This window comes from Streptomyces sp. NPDC046831 (genome assembly GCF_040645305.1).
Classification (GTDB): Bacteria; Actinomycetota; Actinomycetes; order Streptomycetales; family Streptomycetaceae; genus Streptomyces.
In genome coordinates this window covers 13249-31196 of record NZ_JBEYXZ010000014.1, presented here as the reverse complement: position 1 = coordinate 31196, position 17948 = coordinate 13249, and the positions used below count along the sequence as shown (strand labels likewise).

General features: G+C 72.8%; 16 protein-coding genes and 1 pseudogene. 10 read left to right on the top strand and 7 right to left on the bottom strand.

Annotated features, from left to right (window positions below):
• Window positions 1-36: 36 nt before the first annotated feature.
• Window positions 37-1005, bottom strand: coding sequence for a GlxA family transcriptional regulator (locus ABZ920_RS14780; RefSeq protein WP_361503626.1), 969 nt, complete (start codon window positions 1003-1005; stop codon window positions 37-39).
• Window positions 1006-1140: 135 nt separating this feature from the next.
• Between ABZ920_RS14780 and ABZ920_RS14775 the strand changes: the two genes are divergently transcribed.
• From ABZ920_RS14775 to ABZ920_RS14765, 3 genes and pseudogenes are all read left to right on the top strand, one after another.
• Window positions 1141-1779 carry an HD domain-containing protein gene (locus ABZ920_RS14775; protein ID WP_361503623.1) on the top strand — a complete coding sequence of 213 codons (639 nt, stop codon included), beginning with the start codon at window positions 1141-1143 and terminating at the stop codon, window positions 1777-1779.
• Window positions 1780-1938: 159 nt separating this feature from the next.
• On the top strand, window positions 1939-2877 hold the full coding sequence (locus ABZ920_RS14770; RefSeq protein WP_361503620.1) for an NADP-dependent oxidoreductase: 939 nt from the start codon (window positions 1939-1941) through the stop codon (window positions 2875-2877).
• A 144-nt stretch (window positions 2878-3021) separates the two neighbouring features.
• Window positions 3022-3599: pseudogene (locus ABZ920_RS14765) on the top strand (Uma2 family endonuclease).
• A gap of 111 nt (window positions 3600-3710) precedes the next feature.
• Here ABZ920_RS14765 and ychF read toward each other — a convergent pair.
• Window positions 3711-4799: a redox-regulated ATPase YchF gene (gene ychF / locus ABZ920_RS14760; protein ID WP_361503617.1), complete on the bottom strand. Its 1089-nt coding sequence runs from the start codon at window positions 4797-4799 to the stop codon at window positions 3711-3713.
• Window positions 4800-5298: 499 nt separating this feature from the next.
• On the opposite strand from ychF, the gene ABZ920_RS14755 reads away from it, so the two are divergent.
• Window positions 5299-5667: a DUF6542 domain-containing protein gene (locus ABZ920_RS14755; RefSeq protein WP_361503614.1), complete on the top strand. Its 369-nt coding sequence runs from the start codon at window positions 5299-5301 to the stop codon at window positions 5665-5667.
• A 562-nt stretch (window positions 5668-6229) separates the two neighbouring features.
• Here ABZ920_RS14755 and ppgK read toward each other — a convergent pair.
• Together ppgK and ABZ920_RS14745 are read right to left on the bottom strand one after the other, a co-directional pair.
• Entirely contained in the window at window positions 6230-6976 is a 747-nt protein-coding gene (gene ppgK, locus ABZ920_RS14750; protein ID WP_361503611.1) for a polyphosphate--glucose phosphotransferase, read from the bottom strand.
• 75 nt (window positions 6977-7051) lie between these two features.
• Complete coding sequence (locus ABZ920_RS14745; RefSeq protein ID WP_361503608.1) at window positions 7052-8071, bottom strand: 4-hydroxy-3-methylbut-2-enyl diphosphate reductase; 1020 nt, start codon at window positions 8069-8071, stop codon at window positions 7052-7054.
• Window positions 8072-8250: 179 nt separating this feature from the next.
• Here ABZ920_RS14745 and xseA point away from each other — a divergent pair, with 179 nt between their 5' ends.
• Both xseA and ABZ920_RS14735 read left to right on the top strand, forming a co-directional pair.
• Window positions 8251-9468 carry an exodeoxyribonuclease VII large subunit gene (xseA, locus tag ABZ920_RS14740; protein WP_361503605.1) on the top strand — a complete coding sequence of 406 codons (1218 nt, stop codon included), beginning with the start codon at window positions 8251-8253 and terminating at the stop codon, window positions 9466-9468.
• A gap of 10 nt (window positions 9469-9478) precedes the next feature.
• On the top strand, window positions 9479-9730 hold the full coding sequence (locus tag ABZ920_RS14735; RefSeq protein ID WP_361503602.1) for an exodeoxyribonuclease VII small subunit: 252 nt from the start codon (window positions 9479-9481) through the stop codon (window positions 9728-9730).
• 285 nt (window positions 9731-10015) lie between these two features.
• Here ABZ920_RS14735 and ABZ920_RS14730 read toward each other — a convergent pair whose 3' ends face one another.
• Window positions 10016-10549: a DUF4245 domain-containing protein gene (locus tag ABZ920_RS14730; RefSeq protein ID WP_361503599.1), complete on the bottom strand. Its 534-nt coding sequence runs from the start codon at window positions 10547-10549 to the stop codon at window positions 10016-10018.
• Window positions 10550-10676: 127 nt separating this feature from the next.
• On the opposite strand from ABZ920_RS14730, the gene glpX reads away from it, so the two are divergent.
• Window positions 10677-11711, top strand: a complete 1035-nt coding sequence (glpX, locus tag ABZ920_RS14725) for a class II fructose-bisphosphatase (protein ID WP_361503596.1) — start codon at window positions 10677-10679, stop codon at window positions 11709-11711.
• A gap of 166 nt (window positions 11712-11877) precedes the next feature.
• Here the strand turns inward: glpX and ABZ920_RS14720 are convergent, their stop codons facing one another.
• Together ABZ920_RS14720 and ABZ920_RS14715 are read right to left on the bottom strand one after the other, a co-directional pair.
• Window positions 11878-12255, bottom strand: a complete 378-nt coding sequence (locus ABZ920_RS14720; RefSeq protein WP_361503593.1) for a WhiB family transcriptional regulator — start codon at window positions 12253-12255, stop codon at window positions 11878-11880.
• Between the two features lie 580 nt (window positions 12256-12835).
• On the bottom strand, window positions 12836-13534 hold the full coding sequence (locus ABZ920_RS14715; RefSeq protein ID WP_361503590.1) for a DUF1707 domain-containing protein: 699 nt from the start codon (window positions 13532-13534) through the stop codon (window positions 12836-12838).
• Between the two features lie 209 nt (window positions 13535-13743).
• Here ABZ920_RS14715 and ABZ920_RS14710 point away from each other — a divergent pair, with 209 nt between their 5' ends.
• The 3 genes from ABZ920_RS14710 (at window position 13744) to ABZ920_RS14700 (ending at window position 17799) form a co-directional block, all read left to right on the top strand.
• Window positions 13744-15432, top strand: coding sequence for a fumarate hydratase (locus ABZ920_RS14710; protein ID WP_361503587.1), 1689 nt, complete (start codon window positions 13744-13746; stop codon window positions 15430-15432).
• 201 nt (window positions 15433-15633) lie between these two features.
• Complete coding sequence (locus tag ABZ920_RS14705; RefSeq protein WP_361503584.1) at window positions 15634-17034, top strand: class II fumarate hydratase; 1401 nt, start codon at window positions 15634-15636, stop codon at window positions 17032-17034.
• A 72-nt stretch (window positions 17035-17106) separates the two neighbouring features.
• Entirely contained in the window at window positions 17107-17799 is a 693-nt protein-coding gene (locus ABZ920_RS14700) for a DUF402 domain-containing protein (RefSeq protein WP_361503581.1), read from the top strand.
• The last annotated feature ends 149 nt before the right edge of the window (window positions 17800-17948 follow it).

Here is a 17948-nt window from a genome sequence, read left to right as displayed (position 1 = left end):
CGGCCGTGACCCACCCGTACCGCCGCCCGTCGGGCCCTACTCGGCGTTGCGGGTCGTGGCGAAGCGGCGCTGGTAGGCGACGGGGCTGAGGGACAGTTCCCGTGCGAAGACGCGGCGGAGGCTTTCGTAGCTCGGGAATCCGGCCAAGGACGCCGACTGCGTCGCGGTGTACCCCTGGTCGAGCAGCGACTTGGCGATGCCGAACCGGATCGACTCGACGTACCGGGCCGGCGTGGTGCCCAGTTCCTCCCGGAACAGCCTCGTGAGGTGACGCGTGCTGAGGTTGAGACGCGCGGCCAGTTCGGCGAGGGAGTAGTGGCCGGCGGGCTGCGCCGTGACCAGGTCGACGACCCTGCGCAGGGCGGGCGACCGGGGCGGCGGGCCCTGCAGGGGAGCGGAGAACTGCGACTGGCCGCCCGCCCGCTGCAGGTAGACGACCAGGGAGCGGGCCACCTCCCGGGCGAGGCCGGGACCGTGGTCCTCCTCGACGAGGGCCAGCGCGAGGTCGATGCCCGCGGTGACACCCGCCGAGGTGTACACCGTGCCGTCGCGCACGTAGATGGCGTCGGGTTCGACGCGGGTCCTGGGGTGCCGGGCGGCGAGTCTGTCCGCGATCTTCCAGTGGGTGGTCGCCCGTCTGCCGTCCAGGAGGCCGGTCGCGCCGAGGACGAAGGCACCGGAGCACACGGAGGCGACCCGGCCGGAACGGGCTGCCAGGTCCCTGGCGGCTTCGACCAGATCACGCGTGACCGGGGTCCTGGGGTAGATGTCTCCGCCCGGCATCAGGAACGTGTCGGGGTCCGGCTGCGTGGCGGCGCTGCCGTCGGCGGCGATCCGCATCCCGATCGAGGAGGCGACGTCGGCCCCCGTCGTGGACACCAGGGTGATCCGGTAGTCGGCACCGAGCAGGTTCGCTTCCCCGAACACGTCGGCGGGGCCGGCGACGTCCAGCAGTTTGACCCCGTCGTAGACGAGGACCGCCACCCGATGCGTGCCGGAGCTCACAGGCCCATCCTGAGGTGACTGGATTCGAGTGGTTCATGGCCGGACCGAGGCGGCGCCGGGGGCCGCGTGGTCGGCACCGTGGGAAACGGACGCACGGTCCACTCGCCCCCCATCGCACCGGAAAGCACGGACACCATGACCGACATCATCGCAGGAGTGGAAATACCCGGAACCTCGGCCGTCGCGGAGGCCACGGACTTCCTCCGGGAGAGGACGAATCCCCTGATCTTCCACCACTCCCGGCGGGTATTCCTCTTCGCTTCACTGCACGCCCGCGAACTCGGCCTCCAGCCCGATCCCGAGTTGCTCTACATCTCGTCGATGTTCCACGACACGGGTCTTTCCATCCCGTTCTCGGAGACGCAGCAGCGTTTCGAGCTGGACGGCGCCGACCACGCGCGGAAGTTCCTGCTCGACCGCGGGTTCTCCGAGGACGCGGCCGAGGTGGTCTGGACGGCGATCGCCCTGCACACGACGCCGGCGATTCCCGGCCGGATGGGTCCCGAGACGGCCGCCATGAACCAGGGCGTGCTGACCGACGCGCTCGGCTGGGGGCTGGACGGACTGGACGGCGACCGGGTCGACGAGATAGTCGCCGCTCATCCGCGCGGTGACTTCAAGAAGGAGTTCCTGCAGCAATTCGTCGACGGCCTCAAGGACCGCCCGGACACCACGTACGGAACCATCAACGCGGACGTCCTGGAGCACTTCGTTCCCGGATTCCGCCGCGCGTCCATGGTCGAGCGCGTCCTCGACGCTCCCTGGCCGCGGTGACCCGGCAGCAGCCGGTGGCGGGCCGGTGCGTTCCCGGCCGTGACGTGACCGGCCGTGCGGCGCCGCGCCACGTCCTCGTCCCCCACCAGACACCGGCAGACACCGGCAGACACCAGAAGACAGCAGCAGACAGCAGCAGACAGCAGTGAAGGAGTGCTCGTGCGAGCCATCACCGTCCGGGACCGCGAGGCCGGGGTCGCGGGGCTGACCCTGGAAGACCTTCCCCATCCGCACGCCGCCGAGAACGACGTCGTCGTGCGGGTGCACGCCGCGGGCTTCACCCGGGGAGAGCTCGACTGGCCCGCGACCTGGAGCGACCGCGCCGGCCGTGACCGCATCCCGAGCGTGCCCGGCCACGAGGTCTCGGGGGTGGTGGCGGAACTCGGCTACGGAACGACCGGCCTCACCGTCGGCCAGCGGGTCTTCGGGCTGACCGACTGGGCCCGCGACGGATCGCTCGCCGAGTACGTCGCCGTGGAGGCCCGCAACCTCGCCCCGCTCCCCGCCGACGTCGCCCACACGGTGGCGGCCGCACTGCCGGTCTCCGGGCTCACCGCCTGGCAGGGCCTGTTCGACCACGCGGGTCTCACCACGGGCCAGACCGCCGTCGTCCACGGCGCCGCCGGCGCTGTCGGCTCGGTGGCCGTCCAGCTCGCCCGCGAAGCGGGGGCCCGGGTGGTCGGCACCGGCCGCGCCGCCCACCGGGACACCGTCCTGGACCTGGGCGCGCACGCGTTCCTCGACCTGGACAACGATCGCCTGGAGGACGCCGGGCAGGCCGACGTCGTGTTCGACGTGATCGGCGGCGAGATCCTCGACCGCTCGGCCGCGCTGGTGCGTCCCGGCGGCACACTCGTCACCATCGCTCACCCGCCCACCGTGCGCCCCGAGGACGGGCGGGCCGTGTTCTTCGTCGTGGAACCCGACCGCGCACGCCTCGCCGACCTCGCCCGGCGCCTCAGGGACGGCCGGCTCCAGGTGCGGGTCGGCGCGGTGCCGCCGCTGGCCGAGGCAGCCGCCTCGTTCGCCTCCCGGCAGCACGTCCCCGGCCGCACCATCATCCGCGTCGCCGAGGACGAGAGTGAGGGGGTGGGGTGAATGCCTCCTGCACGCCCCATGGCTGGATCCGAGCCGGCACGGACCAGGACCGGCGGCAGGTCCGGGCTGCGGGACGACGGGTGGGGCGGTCGTCCCGTTGACGATCTCCTGGCCCGCGCCTGGTCGAATCCCTACCGTTGAGCCATGACCGCACTGCCCGACTGGATGCGCCCGCCGCGCGAGGAAGGCTGGTTCGCGGAGGACCTGGACCGCCTCCCCGAGGCCGCCACACCGAGCTGATCGACGGAGCCCTCGTCTTCGTGAGGGCGCCGCAGAGGTGGTGGCACGGCCACCTCGTCACCATGCTCGCCGTAGCCCTCATGGAGCAGGCGCCCAGCGATGTCAGGGTCGGCTGCGGGATGACCATAAGGCTCGACGAGCGAAACCGGCCGGAACCGGATCTGCTGGTCACGACGGCCGATTACGACGGAGACCGTACCTGGTTCGCACCGGACGAGGTACGACTGGTCATCGAGGTCGTCTCACCCGGGTCCGCCCACCGGGACCGCACGGTCAAGCTCCGCAAGTACGCGGAGGCCGGCATCCCGCACTACTGGTGCGTCGAGGACGAGGACGGCGCTCCCGTCGTCCGCGTGTACGAACTCGACGAACCGACCGGCCACTACGCGCCCGCGGGCTTCTTCCGGGGCACCCTGAAGCGCCCGGTGCCGTTCGAGATCAGCCTGGATCTCGACGGGCTCACCCCGCCACGGCGCGGCTAGGGGGCCGGCACGGCGGGGCACGGGAGACGTGGAAAGGCCGGGCTCGGCAGAGCCCGGCCTTTCTCTCACCCGCACGCCCGACGCGATGCCCGGCGCCCGGCAACGCACCGATCAGACGTTGAAGCGGAACTCCACCACGTCGCCGTCCTTCATGACGTAGTCCTTGCCCTCCATGCGGGCCTTGCCCTTGGCGCGGGCCTCGGCGACCGAGCCGGCCTCGACCAGGTCCTCGAAGGAGATGACCTCGGCCTTGATGAAGCCCTTCTGGAAGTCGGTGTGGATGACACCGGCGGCCTCAGGGGCCGTCGCGCCCTTCTTGATCGTCCAGGCGCGGGACTCCTTGGGGCCGGCCGTCAGGTAGGTCTGCAGGCCGAGCGTGTCGAAGCCGACGCGGGCGAGCGTGGCGAGGCCCGGCTCCTCCTGGCCGACGGACTGCAGCAGCTCCAGGGCCTCCTCCTCGTCCAGCTCGGCGAGGTCCGCCTCCAGCTTGGCGTCGAGGAAGATCGCCTCGGCGGGGGCGACCAGGGCGCGCTGCTCGTTCTTGAAGTCCTCGTCGACCAGCTCGTCCTCGTCGACGTTGAAGACGTAGAGGAACGGCTTCGTGGTCAGCAGGTGCAGGTCGTGCAGCAGCTCGGCGCGCTCGCCGCCCTGGACGATGCCGTGCGCGAAGAGCGTGTCGCCCTTCTCCAGGATCTCCTTGGCCTCCTCGACGGCCTTCACCTTCGGGGCGACGTCCTTCTTGATCCGCGACTCCTTCTGCAGGCGCGGGAGGACCTTCTCGATGGTCTGGAGGTCGGCGAGGATCAGCTCGGTGTTGATCGTCTCGATGTCGCCCTTCGGCGAGACCTTGCCGTCGACGTGGACGACGTTCTCGTCCTTGAAGGCGCGGATGACCTGGCAGATGGCGTCCGACTCGCGGATGTTGGCGAGGAACTTGTTGCCCAGGCCCTCGCCCTCGCTGGCGCCGCGCACGATGCCGGCGATGTCGACGAAGTCGACCGTCGCGGGCAGGATCCGCTCCGACTTGAAGATCGAGGCGAGCTGGGCGAGGCGGCCGTCCGGGACGCCGACGACACCGACGTTGGGTTCGATCGTGGCGAACGGGTAGTTGGCCGCGAGCACGTCGTTCTTGGTCAGGGCGTTGAACAGGGTCGACTTGCCGACGTTCGGCAGGCCGACGATTCCGATCGTGAGCGACACGTTTGCGACTTCCCGTACGTGAGAGGACTGGGGGCCAGGGGGCCGATCCACCAGTCTACGGCGTGCCCGCGCCCGTCCCGGCGACGGATCGAGCTCGGCCAAGCTGGCCCCGACGGCGTGTCTGATGGGCTAATCGGCACATCATCAGACCTAGGTTGGTCGAGTGGAGCAACACAGGACGCGACGCCAGCAGGACGGACCGCGACCCGGCAGGCCGCCACTGCCTCCCCAGGCGGGAGGCGACCGCGCGGGCCCGGGAGGGCAGGCGCGAGCCGCCGCACGGAGGGAGCGGGGAGCGGGGGGTCCGGAGGCCGGCGCGGGGCCCGAGCGGTCCGCGTCCCGGCGTCCGCCGGCCGCCCGTGCGCCCGGCCCGCACGCCGTGCGGAGGCCGGCCCCCGGGAGGGCACCGGCTCCGGCCTTACCGCTGCCGGCCCTGCTCCGGCGGGCGCGGGAGCTGCCCAATCCACGGCTGACCGGCCTGGGCGGCGGGCTGTTCTGCATGGCCGCGATGTTCGCGCTCGGCTGCCTGGACCGGCTGCTCTTCGCCGGCTCCCTCACGGCGTACGGCGTGCTGTTCCTGCCGGTGTGCGTGCTGACCGCGGTCTGGGTGCGGGCCGGCGACCTGCTGACCGCGCCCGTCGTGGCGCCGATCGGGTTCGCCGTCGGACTGCTGCCCCTGGGCGACGGCGGCGGGGGCCTCGGCGGCAGGCTGATGTGGCTGGTCACCGGGCTCGCCACACAGGCGGGGTGGCTGTACCTGGGGACCCTGATCACGGGGGTGATCACTCTGGTGCGGCGCGTGGTGTACGTGCGCGAGACGGGCCTCGCGCGCCGGCGGCCCGTGGGGCCGCCGCGTCCGCGGGCGTGATCCGCCGCCCCGGCCGAGCGGCCCGGCCGGCCGGCCGGCCGCGATCCGGCCCGCCTCCGCGCGCGTGTGCTCCGGGCCACCGGAGCACGGGTCACCGGAGACCCCAGCGGTCCGCTCGGGGCCGCCTCCGGGCGCGCGTGCCCGTCAGGCCGCCGGCCGCCGGCGGCCCGCTCGGGGTCGCCTCCGGGCGCGTGGCCCCGGGCCACCGGCCGGCCGTCGCCCCACCGCGCCTTCGGCACGCGCGACCGGTCACCGGAGCCCTCGGCAGCCCGCTCGGGGCCATCTCCGGGCGCCTGCCGTCCAGGCCACCGGCCGGCCGTCGCCCAGCCCGACCTCCGGCCGCGTGCCCCCCAGGCCACCGGCGAGTCGTCGCCCCGCCCCGCCTCCGCGCGCAGGTGCACCGGAGCACCGGTCACCGGAGACTCCGGCGACCCGCTCGGGTTCGCCACCGGCCGCCGGCCGGCCGTCGCCCCGCCTCCGCGCGCGGGCGTGCCGGGGCGCCCGAGACCCCGGCGGCCCTCCGTCCGGGCTCCGGACGGCGGGCGTGCCGGGGCGCCGGCCCCTACTGCTCCTTCGCCGCCCGCATCGCGGCCCCGACGATCCCCGCGTTGTTCTGCAGCTGCGCCGGGACGATCTCCGCCCGGACCCCCTCGATGAGGGACAGGAACTTGTGGGACTTGCGGCTGACGCCGCCGCCGATGATGAACAGCTCCGGCGAGAACAGCATCTCGACGTGGGCGAGGTACTTCTGCACCCGGCGGGCCCACTGCTCCCAGCTCAGGTCCTGGTCCTCCTTGACCTTGCTGGAGGCCCGCTTCTCCGCCTCGTGGCCGTCCAGCTCCAGGTGGCCCAGCTCGGTGTTAGGGACGAGGACGCCGTCGACGAACACCGCGCTGCCGATGCCGGTGCCGAACGTCAGGAGTATGACCGTGCCCCTGCGGCCCCGGCCGGCGCCGAAGCTCATCTCCGCGACGCCCGCCGCGTCCGCGTCGTTGACCACCGTCACCGGCAGCCCGCCCAGCCGCTCGCCGAACAACGCCCGCGCGTCCGTGTCGATCCAGCCCTTGTCGACGTTGGCCGCCGTGCGGACGGTGGCGCCGCCGGTCACCACACCCGGGAAGGTCAGCCCGACCGGGCCGTCCCAGCCGAAGTGCTCGACGACCTGCCTGACACCGTCGGCCACGCCGTCGGGCGTCGCCGGGTGCGGGGTGAGCACCTTGAAACGCTCTTGGGCCAGATCGCCCTTGTCCAGGTCAACCGGGGCACCCTTGATCCCGGACCCACCGATGTCCACGCCGAAGATCTGCATGGCTCCACGTTACGACGTACGACGGACGGTCACGCCCGTACCCCCGGGATCGGTGCCGGGCGATCCGTGCCGTGCTCAGTCCCGGGCCGGGGCACCGGCTCCGCCGCGCTCCGCGACCAGGTCCGCCGCCTCCTCGCGCAGGTCCCGGCGGAGCTCCTTGGGCAGGGAGAAGGTGATGGACTCCTCGGCCGCCTTGACGATCTCCACGTCCTCGAAGCCGCGCTGCGCGAGCCACTCGAGGACCTGCTCGACCAAGAGCTCCGGCACCGACGCGCCCGACGTGACGCCCACCGTGGAGACGCCCTCCAGCCAGGCCTCGTCGATCTCGTCGGCGAAGTCGACCAGATACGCGGCGCGCGCGCCCGCGATCTTGGCGACCTCCACCAGCCGCTTGGAGTTGGAGGAGTTGCGGGAGCCGACCACGATCACCAGGTCCGCCTGGGCGCCCATCTGCTTGACGGCCAGCTGACGGTTCTGCGTGGCGTAGCAGATGTCGTCGCTCGGCGGGGACAGCAGCTGCGGGAACTTCCGCTGGAGCGCGTCGACGGTCTCCATGGTCTCGTCGACCGAGAGCGTGGTCTGCGACAGCCAGACGACCTTGGACGGGTCGCGCACCTCGACGCCCGCGACGTCCTCCGGCCCGTCGACGAGCTGGATGTGCTCGGGGGCCTCGCCAGTGGTGCCGATGACCTCCTCGTGGCCCTCGTGCCCGATCAGGAGGATGTCGTAGTCCTCGTTGGCGAAGCGGACCGCCTCCTTGTGCACCTTGGTGACCAGGGGGCAGGTCGCGTCGATGGTGGCGAGCCGGCCGCGCTGGGCCTCCTCGTGGACGACGGGGGCCACGCCGTGCGCCGAGAACATCACGATGTTGCCCGGCGGCACCTCCTCCGTCCGCTCGACGAAGACGGCGCCCTTCTTCTCCAGCGTCTGCACGACGTACTTGTTGTGGACGATCTCGTGCCGGACGTAGATCGGGGCCCCGTACTGCTCCAGGGCCTTCTCGACGGCGATCACGGCGCGGTCCACACCCGCGCAGTAGCCCCGGGGGGCGGCGAGCAGGACACGGCGGCCAGGCGAAGCAGTCATGGCACCCATCGTAAGGGGGTGGGCGGCCGGCCGAGATCACCTGCCACCCGCCGGAGCCGAGGGCGGTGACGGGGAGCAGCGGTGGAGGGGCGGCGGTGGCGGACGAGGTCCCGCCCGGGGCGGGATCGCGCCGGGCCGCCGCCCGGTGTGCCGGGGCGTTGTCACAGACGGCGGCTACCCTCGCGGTCATGGCTGTCACCACGTCCCCCGAAGCGCCCCTGCCCGTCGGCGAGGTCTCACGGATGATCGGGGGATGGATCGACCGGCTCGGCGCCGTGTGGGTCGAGGGGCAGATCACGCAGCTGTCGCGGCGGCCGGGCGCGGGCGTGGTCTTCCTGACGCTGCGCGACCCGTCGTACGACATCTCCGTCGGCGTGACCTGCTACCGCCAGGTGTTCGACGCGGTAGCCGACGTCGTCAGCGAGGGCGCCCGCGTCGTCGTGCACGCGAAGCCGGAGTGGTACGCCCCGCGCGGGCAGCTGTCGCTGCGGGCCGTCGAGATACGGCCCGTGGGCGTCGGCGAGCTGCTGGCGCGGCTGGAGCAGCTGAAGAAGTCGCTGGCGGCGGAGGGGCTGTTCGCGGCCGAGCGGAAGAAGGCCCTGCCGTTCCTGCCGCAGCTGATCGGCCTGGTGTGCGGCCGCGCCTCCGCGGCGGAGCGGGACGTGCTGGAGAACGCCCGGCACCGCTGGCCTGCGGTCCGCTTCGAGGTGCGCAACGTCCCGGTGCAGGGCGTGCACGCCGTTCCGCAGGTGGTGCAGGCCGTGAAGGAGCTCGACGAGATCGACGGCGTCGACGTCATCATCGTGGCGCGCGGCGGCGGAAGCGTGGAGGACCTGCTGCCGTTCTCCGACGAGCAGCTGGTGCGGGCGGTCGCCGCCTGCCGCACGCCGGTGGTGTCCGCGATCGGGCACGAGCCGGACACGCCGCTGCTCGACTACGTCGCCGACCTGCGCGCCTCGACCCCGACGGACGCCGCGAAGAAGGTCGTGCCGGACGTCGGCGAGGAGGCCGAGCGGGTGCGGCAGCTGCGCGACCGGGCCCGCCGGTGCGTGCGGGCGCTCGTCGAGCGGGAGGAGCGCGGCCTCGCGCACGCGCTGGCCCGGCCCTGCATGGAGGACCCGCACCGCATGGTCGACGAGCGGGCGGATCACGTCGCGTCCCTGCTGGACCGCGGCCGGCGGACGCTGCGGCACCTGCTGGACCGCGCGGACTCGGAGCTGACCCACACGCACGCGCGCGTGGTCGCCCTCTCCCCCGCCGCCACCCTGCGGCGCGGGTACGCCGTGCTGCAGAGGGCCGACGGGCACGTGGTCCGCGACCCGGCCGAGGTGACGGCGGGCGAGGCGCTGCGCGCGCGGGTCGCCGAGGGCGAGTTCTCCGTACGAGTCGACCGAACCGATACCTGAGGTGGGACGCATGACCAGCAACGTGAGCGGGACGGCCGAGGCCGGCGAGGCCCTCGGCTACGAGCAGGCGCGGGACGAACTGATCGAGGTGGTCCGGCGCCTGGAGGCGGGCGGCACGAGCCTGGAGGAGTCCCTCGCGCTGTGGGAGCGGGGCGAGGAACTGGCCAAGGTGTGCCGCCGCTGGCTGGAAGGGGCGCGGGCCCGGCTGGACGCGGCGCTGGCCGAGGAGGCCGAGCAGGACGAGGAAGGGGCCGCCGGGTGATCTGCCGCCCGGCCGGACGGCGCCGGGGCGCCCGCCCGCCTTCCGGCCCCCGCACAGGGGGCGCGGACGGATGCGGGCGGCCGTGCACGCGCGTCGGGGCCCGCCTGCGCCGCGGCAGCCGTGGGCGTACGCCGTCACAGCCGTACGGAGGCGCCGTGGCGCGCGTAGCCACCAGGCGCGCGCGTAGCCATTGGAGGCGTGGGCGGTGGTCCGTGCCGGGACCGTCTCAGGCCCGCGCGTCCGCCGCCGTCCGGGCGGGCACGGCCGTCAGGACCGTGCGGGCGGTCACTTCATCTCCAGCGCGTCCGCCATCGTCGTCAGCCGGGCGAACGACGCCGTGCCGGCCACCACCGTCGTCGGGGAGTCGGAGGAGCCGGTCCTCTCCAGCACGAGGGCGTCGTAGCGGCCGCCGGTGTAGCGGGTCCACGTGCGACCGTCGATCTTCTGGGTGGTCTTCGTCGCGTGCGCGCCCTGGCTGGCCTCGTCGATGAACTGCGCGCGGCTCCGGGTGGACTGCTCCACCGCCACGTACTGGCCCTCGGGGTCCTGGAAACCCAGGTGCCAGGAGTCGCCCCTGTCGCCCTGGAAGCGGACGGAGGTGGCCTTCCAGGTCTCGGGCAGGCCCACGGGCGCGGCGACCGGGTACGACGACGCCCGGCGCGCCGTCTCCAGCTCGACGCCGTAGTCCACCCGCTTGATGTCGGGGGCGTGGTCGTCGTGCGGGATGAAGAGGTAGATGACCCCTGCCGCCATCACGATCAGGCCCAGGGAGAGGACCATGTCCCAGACCGACTTCTGCTTGCCGTTCGAACCTGCCACGCCCCCTATCGTCGCAGGTGTCCCGACCGCTCATCCGTGGGGTCCCCTGCTCATTTTGTCTGCTCGGCGATAGAGTCTTGGCCAAGACCCTCATCCGGCCGTCGTCGTATCAGAAAGGTGCGCTCCGATGACCGAGCATCATCACCTGCCGTCCGAGCTCGAAGTCCCCTCCGAGGCCCCCGACCGCAACATCGCACTGGAACTGGTCCGGGTCACCGAGGCCGCGGCGATGGCCGCGGGCCGCTGGGTGGGACGCGGCGACAAGAACGGCGCCGACGGTGCCGCGGTGCGCGCCATGCGGTCCCTCGTCTCCACCGTGTCGATGAACGGCGTCGTCGTCATCGGCGAGGGCGAGAAGGACGAGGCCCCGATGCTCTTCAACGGGGAGCGTGTCGGCGACGGCACCGGCCCCGAGGTGGACATCGCGGTCGACCCGATCGACGGGACCACGCTCACCGCCAAGGGCATGCCGAACGCGATCGCCGTCCTCGCGGCCACCGAGCGCGGCGCGATGTTCGACCCGTCCGCCGTCTTCTACATGGACAAGCTGGTCACCGGCCCCGACGCCGCCGACTTCGTCGACATCAACGCGCCGGTGTCGGTGAACATCCGCCGCGTCGCCAAGGCCAAGCGGGCCACCCCCGAGGACGTCACGGTGGTCATCCTCGACCGGCCGCGGCACGAGGGCATCATCAACGAGATCCGCGAGACGGGCGCCCGCATCAAGCTGATCTCCGACGGCGACGTCGCCGGCTCCATCCTGGCGCTGCGCGAGGGGACCGGCATCGACCTGCTGCTCGGCATCGGCGGCACGCCCGAGGGCATCATCTCGGCCTGCGCCGTGAAGTGCCTGGGCGGCACCATCCAGGGCAAGCTGTGGCCGAAGGACGACGAGGAGCGGCAGCGTGCGGTCGACGCCGGCCACGACCTCGACCGGGTGCTGACCACGGACGACCTGGTCTCCGGCGAGAACGTCTTCTTCGTCGCCACCGGCATCACGGACGGTGAGCTGCTGCGGGGCGTGCGCTACCGCTCGGAGACGGCCACGACCGACTCGATCGTGATGCGCTCGAAGTCCGGGACGGTCCGCCGGATCGACTCCGAGCACCGGCTGAGCAAGCTGCGCGCCTACAGCGCGATCGACTTCGACCGGGGTCTGTAGCCGCCGGGCCGCCGGCCGCGGCCGGCGGCCCGGCATCGTCCGGGCGGCGTCCCGGTGACCCCGGCCGGCCGCGGCCGTACGACGACGGGGCGCCCCCTGTGCAGAGGGGGCGCCCCGTACGCGTGTCACGGTCGCGGCGGCACCGCGGGCCGGTGACGTGTCCGGCCTAGCCGGCCGCGGCGACCCGGCCCGTCGCGCGGGTGGCCTTCTTCAGCTCCAGGTCCCGGCGGCGGCGCCGGGCCAGGACGACCCGGCGCTCGGCGGCGGTCAGGCCGCCCCAGACGCCGTACGGCTCGGGCTGCAGCAGGGCGTGCTCGCGGCACTCGACCATCACCGGACAGCGCGCGCAGACCCGCTTCGCCGCGTCCTCGCGCGAGAGCCGGGCGGCGGTGGGTTCCTTGGACGGGGCGAAGAACAGGCCGGCCTCGTCGCGCCGGCACACCGCCTCGGTGTGCCACGGTGCGTCGTGGTCCCTGTCCCGCGCTGGCACCCGCTGTGCCGGAAGGGCAGCTACCTGCACGGACGAATGCGGCGGTTGCAGCACGGTCTTCTCCTGACGACGGCTTCGCGAGCGAGAGACGATGCGCAAGGCCTACCCGCTGTACGCGCGCCTATGCACTGAGTTCCCGTCCGCCGGCCCGCAGTGCCGCGCCGGAGCCGCCGTCGGCACGGCGGGCACGGAAGGCTTCCGTCCGCCGAGCGGCCGGGCGGCCGCCCGCCAACGGCCCGCGCTGCCGCGCCCGGTCCGGGTTCGCCGCCAGCGGTCCTGCCGGCGCGCACGCCGCTCCCCCGACGCCGGCCCACGCCGAACACCGGAAGCGCACGCCGGTACTCCGCCCCCGGGCCGCCGCCTTGCACGCCGGCACTCCGCCCCCGCGCCCCGCTGTGCAGGTCGGCACTCCGACCCCCGGACCGCCGCCCCGCACGCCGGCCTCCGGGCCGGCACCCCGCACGCCGGCACTCCGACCCCCGGACCGCCGCCCCGCACTCCGGCACTCCGGCCCCCAGCCGCGGCCCCGCACGCCGGTTCCGCGCCCGCCCGCCGGAGCCGTGCCCGAGCCGTGCCCGAGCCGTGCGGAGCCGTGCCTGGGCACGGCCCGAGGGTGCCGGCGAGGGCCGGTTCGTCAGCGCCCGAGGTGCCGGCGGGTGTGCCGGTCCACCGCGCGGTCGACCTTGCGCTGCACCCGGTCGAGGATGTCCGCGACCAGCCGGCCCCGCTTGGGCCGTGCCTCCACGTTGCCCAGCACCGCCCAGCCGTCGACGTAGACGACGGGCGCGTCGGGGTCGGCCGCGTCCAGGGTGTCCACCTCGAAGGTGCCGAGGACGCCGCCTCCGGTGCCGCGCAGCGACACGTTCTCCGGGACGCGGATCTCGACGTTGCCGAAGACCGACACCGCCTTGATCACGATCTGCTGGTACTCGAACAGCGCCTCGCTGAGGTCTATCTCGACGTTGCCGAAGACGGCGAACGCGTGCATCCGGCGCCCGACGCGCCAGCGGCCCTTGCGCACGGCCGCGCTGAACACCGCGACCACGTTCTCGTCGGCCTCCGGCGGCACGGTGCCGGCCGCCGGGCGGTGCGGGACGTGGCTGTACCCGGGGCCCGTGCGGGCCTGGTGGGCGGCGGGCAGGTCCTGGATGAAGACCTCCAGCTCACCGACCGTCTTGGCGCTCAGCACCCCCTCGACGCGCTCGGCGTGCTCGTCGGCGGTCAGGCGGCCCTCGGCGAGGGCGTCGCGCAGGATGTCGGCGATGCGGTCACGGTCGGCGTCCGAGGCGCGCAGCGCGGCGGTACGCGCTCCGGTCTGCTGGTGAAGGTCCACGGCAGCAGCCTAGCGAAACGCGATAGATCGCGACTACCCCCCGGTTGCCGCCCTGTGGAAAACCCGGCCACACCCCGGCCGTACCCGGCCGTACCCCGGCCGGGGGACTGAGCCTTACCTCACAGGTCCGCCCTCAGCGGCAGGTTCTACGCTGGTGGGCGCCCGCCGACGGAGGCGGGCCGCCGTCTGTCGAGTGAGGAATGGGCGAGATGCCGCATAGTTCCCCCCCTGTCCGCCCTGAGTTCGCGTACACCGACCTGCTCCCCATGGGAGAGGACACCACTCCGTACCGGCTGGTGACCTCCGAGGGTGTCTCCACCTTCGAGGCCGACGGGCGGACGTTCCTCAAGGTGGAGCCGGAGGCGCTGCGCAAGCTGGCCGAGGAGGCCGTCCACGACATCCAGCACTACCTGCGCCCGGCCCACCTGGCGCAGCTGCGCCGCATCATCGACGACCCGGAAGCCAGCGCGAACGACAAGTTCGTCGCCCTGGACCTGCTGAAGAACGCGAACATCGCGGCGGCGGGCGTCCTGCCGATGTGCCAGGACACCGGCACGGCGATCGTCATGGGCAAGCGCGGCCAGAACGTGCTGACGCGGGGCGCCGACGAGGAGGCCCTGTCGCGCGGCATCTTCGACGCCTACACCAAGCTCAACCTGCGCTACTCGCAGATGGCCCCGCTGACGATGTGGGAGGAGAAGAACACCGGTTCGAACCTCCCCGCGCAGATCGAGCTGTACGCGACCGACGGCGGCGCCTACAAGTTCCTGTTCATGGCCAAGGGCGGCGGCAGCGCCAACAAGTCCTTCCTGTACCAGGAGACCAAGGCCGTCCTGAACGAGTCCTCCATGATGAAGTTCCTGGAGGAGAAGATCCGCTCGCTGGGCACGGCCGCCTGCCCGCCGTACCACCTGGCGATCGTCGTCGGCGGCACCAGCGCCGAGTTCGCCCTGAAGACCGCGAAGTACGCCTCCGCGCACTACCTGGACTCGATTCCGGCCGAGGGCTCCGAGCTCGGGCACGGCTTCCGGGACAAGGAGCTGGAGGAGAAGGTCTTCGAGCTGACGCAGAAGATCGGCATCGGCGCGCAGTTCGGCGGCAAGTACTTCTGCCACGACGTGCGCGTGGTGCGTCTGCCCCGGCACGGCGCCTCCTGTCCGGTCGCGATCGCGGTCTCCTGCTCCGCCGACCGCCAGGCGCTGGCGAAGATCACCCCCGAGGGCGTCTTCCTGGAGCAGCTGGAGACCGACCCGGCCCGCTTCCTGCCGGACACGACGGACGCCCAGCTCGACGAGGGCGACGTGGTGAAGGTCGACCTGAACCAGCCGATGGACGCGATCCTCGCCGAGCTGACGAAGTACCCGGTGAAGACCCGGCTGTCGCTGACCGGCCCGCTGGTCGTGGCGCGCGACATCGCGCACGCCAAGATCAAGGAGCGGCTGGACCGCGGCGAGGAGATGCCGCAGTACCTGAAGGACCACCCGGTGTACTACGCGGGTCCGGCGAAGACGCCCGAGGGCTACGCCTCCGGTTCGTTCGGCCCGACCACGGCCGGCCGCATGGACTCCTACGTCGAGCAGTTCCAGGCGGCGGGCGGCTCGAAGGTGATGCTGGCCAAGGGCAACCGCAGCAAGCAGGTCACCGAGGCGTGCGCGGCGCACGGCGGCTTCTACCTGGGCTCCATCGGCGGCCCGGCGGCCCGCCTCGCCCAGGACTGCATCAAGAAGGTCGAGGTCGTCGAGTACGAGGAGCTCGGCATGGAGGCCGTCTGGCGGATCGAGGTCGAGGACTTCCCCGCGTTCGTCGTCGTGGACGACAAGGGCAACGACTTCTTCCAGGCCCCGGCGCAGCCGCCCACGTTCACGTCGATCCCGGTCCGCGGCCCGGGCCTGGCGTAGAGCCGGCTTCCCGGCCGCGGGCAGCACCGGCCGGACGCCGCCGTGCGGGCGGTCCCCACCTCGCCGTGGGGGCCGCCCGCCGCCGTGCCGGGGGTCTGCCGCAGCGCGGCGAGGGCACCCGGACCACCGGACACGCCAGGCCGGCGGACGGGAACAGGCCTTCCTTCCGCCGTGCTCCGACCTTCCGGAGGTACGACGACGATGACGACCGACGACGAGCGGCGCTACCGCACCGAGCACGACTCCATGGGCGAGGTGCGCGTCCCGGCACAGGCCAAGTGGCGGGCCCAGACGCAGCGGGCCGTGGAGAACTTCCCCGTGTCGGGGCAGCGCCTGGAGCGGGCCCACATCGAGGCGCTCGCCCGGATCAAGGCCGCCGCCGCCCGGGTGAACGCGCGGCTGGGCGTGCTGGACAAGGACGTCGCCGAGGCGATCCACGAGGCGGCCGAGGAGGTCGCCGAGGGCAGGTGGGACGACCACTTCCCCGTCGACGTGTTCCAGACCGGGTCCGGGACCTCGTCGAACATGAACGCCAACGAGGTCATCGCGACCCTCGCCGGCGAGCGGCTCGGCCGGGACGTGCACCCCAACGACCACGTCAACGCCTCGCAGTCGTCCAACGACGTCTTCCCCTCGTCGATCCACATCGCCGCCACCGCCGCCGTCGACCGGGAGCTGATCCCCGCCCTGGACCACCTGGCGCGGGCCCTGAGCCGCAAGGCGGAGGAGTTCGCCGACGTGGTCAAGTCCGGGCGGACGCACCTGATGGACGCCACGCCCGTGACCCTGGGCCAGGAGTTCGGCGGGTACGCGGCCCAGGTGCGGTACGGCATCGAGCGGCTGACCGCCTCCCTGCCGCGGCTGGCCGAGCTGCCGCTGGGCGGCACCGCCGTCGGCACCGGCATCAACACCCCGCCCGGCTTCTCCGCCGCCGTCATCGAGGAGGTCGCGCGCGCCACCGGCCTGCCGCTGACCGAGGCCCGCGACCACTTCGAGGCGCAGGGCGCGCGGGACGGCATCGTCGAGACCAGCGGGCAGCTGCGGACCATCGCCGTCGGCCTCACGAAGATCGCCAACGATCTGCGGTGGATGGCGTCCGGCCCGCGCACCGGCCTGTCCGAGATCGCCCTGCCCGACCTGCAGCCGGGTTCCTCGATCATGCCCGGCAAGGTCAACCCGGTCGTCCCCGAGGCCGTGCTGATGGTGTGCGCCCAGGTCATCGGCAACGACGCCACCGTCGCGACCGCCGGCGCCTCGGGCAACTTCGAGCTCAACGTGATGCTGCCCGTCATCGCCAAGAACGTCCTGGAGTCGATCCGGCTGCTCGCGAACGTCTCCCGGCTGCTGGCCGACCGGACCGTCGACGGCATCACCGCGCACCGCGAACGGGCGCGGGAGTACGCCGAGTCCTCGCCCTCCGTCGTCACGCCGCTGAACAAGTACATCGGGTACGAGGAGGCCGCGAAGGTGGCCAAGAAGGCGCTGGCCGAGCAGAAGACGATCCGTCAGGTCGTGCTGGAGAGCGGGTACGTGGACCGTGGCGACCTCACCGAGGAGCAGCTCGACGAGGCGCTGGACGTCCTGCGGATGACGCGCCCGTGAACTCCCCGTCCCGGGCGTGAACCCCCGAGGCGTGCCGCGGCGACGTGTGCCTGGGGCACCTAGTATCTGTTCATGGCAGAGGACGGAGCGGTGAGAGACGTGAAGGCGGGCGGTGCGACGGCCCACTGGGCCCCCGGAAGCCAGATCCTGTGGCGGTACCGGGAGAACGGCGGCGCGGGCTTCCACATCGCCCGGCCCGTGACCGTCGTGCGCGACGACCCCGGTCTGCTCGCCGTCTGGATGGCGCCCGGGACCGAGTGCGTCAAGCCCGTGCTCGCCGACGGCACGCCCGTCCACCTGGAGCCGCTCGCCTCGCGGTACACCAAGCCGCGGACGGTGCTGCGGGACCGCTGGTTCGGCACGGGCGTGCTGAAGCTGGCGCGGCCCGGCGAGCCCTGGTCGGTGTGGCTGTTCTGGGAGCCGGGCTGGCAGTTCAAGAACTGGTACGTGAACCTGGAGGAGCCGCTCGCCCGATGGGCCGGCGGGGTGGACTCCGAGGACCATTTCCTGGACATCTCCGTCAGCCCGGACCGCAGTTGGCACTGGCGGGACGAGGACGAGTTCGCGCAGGCCCAGCGCGACGGCCTGATGGACGCAGCACTGGCCGAGCGGGTGCGCGCGGCGGGCCGGTCCGCGGTGGAGGTGATCACCGCATGGGGCCCGCCGTTCTCGGACGGCTGGCAGCACTGGCGCCCCGATCCGTCCTGGCCGGTACCGTCGTTGCCGCGGGACTGGGACCGCACGCCGGCGCACGTGTCCCCATGAGACCCTTGTAGCACCCCCGGGCGGCAAACGTAGGATCGTCCTCCGCAACAATGGGCAAGGGCGGTGCGCAGCACGGTCGTTGAGAGCGGCCTTTCCACCACAGCACGCAAGTCCGACCGGACGTCACCGAGGGGCGGCAGGACGTGAGC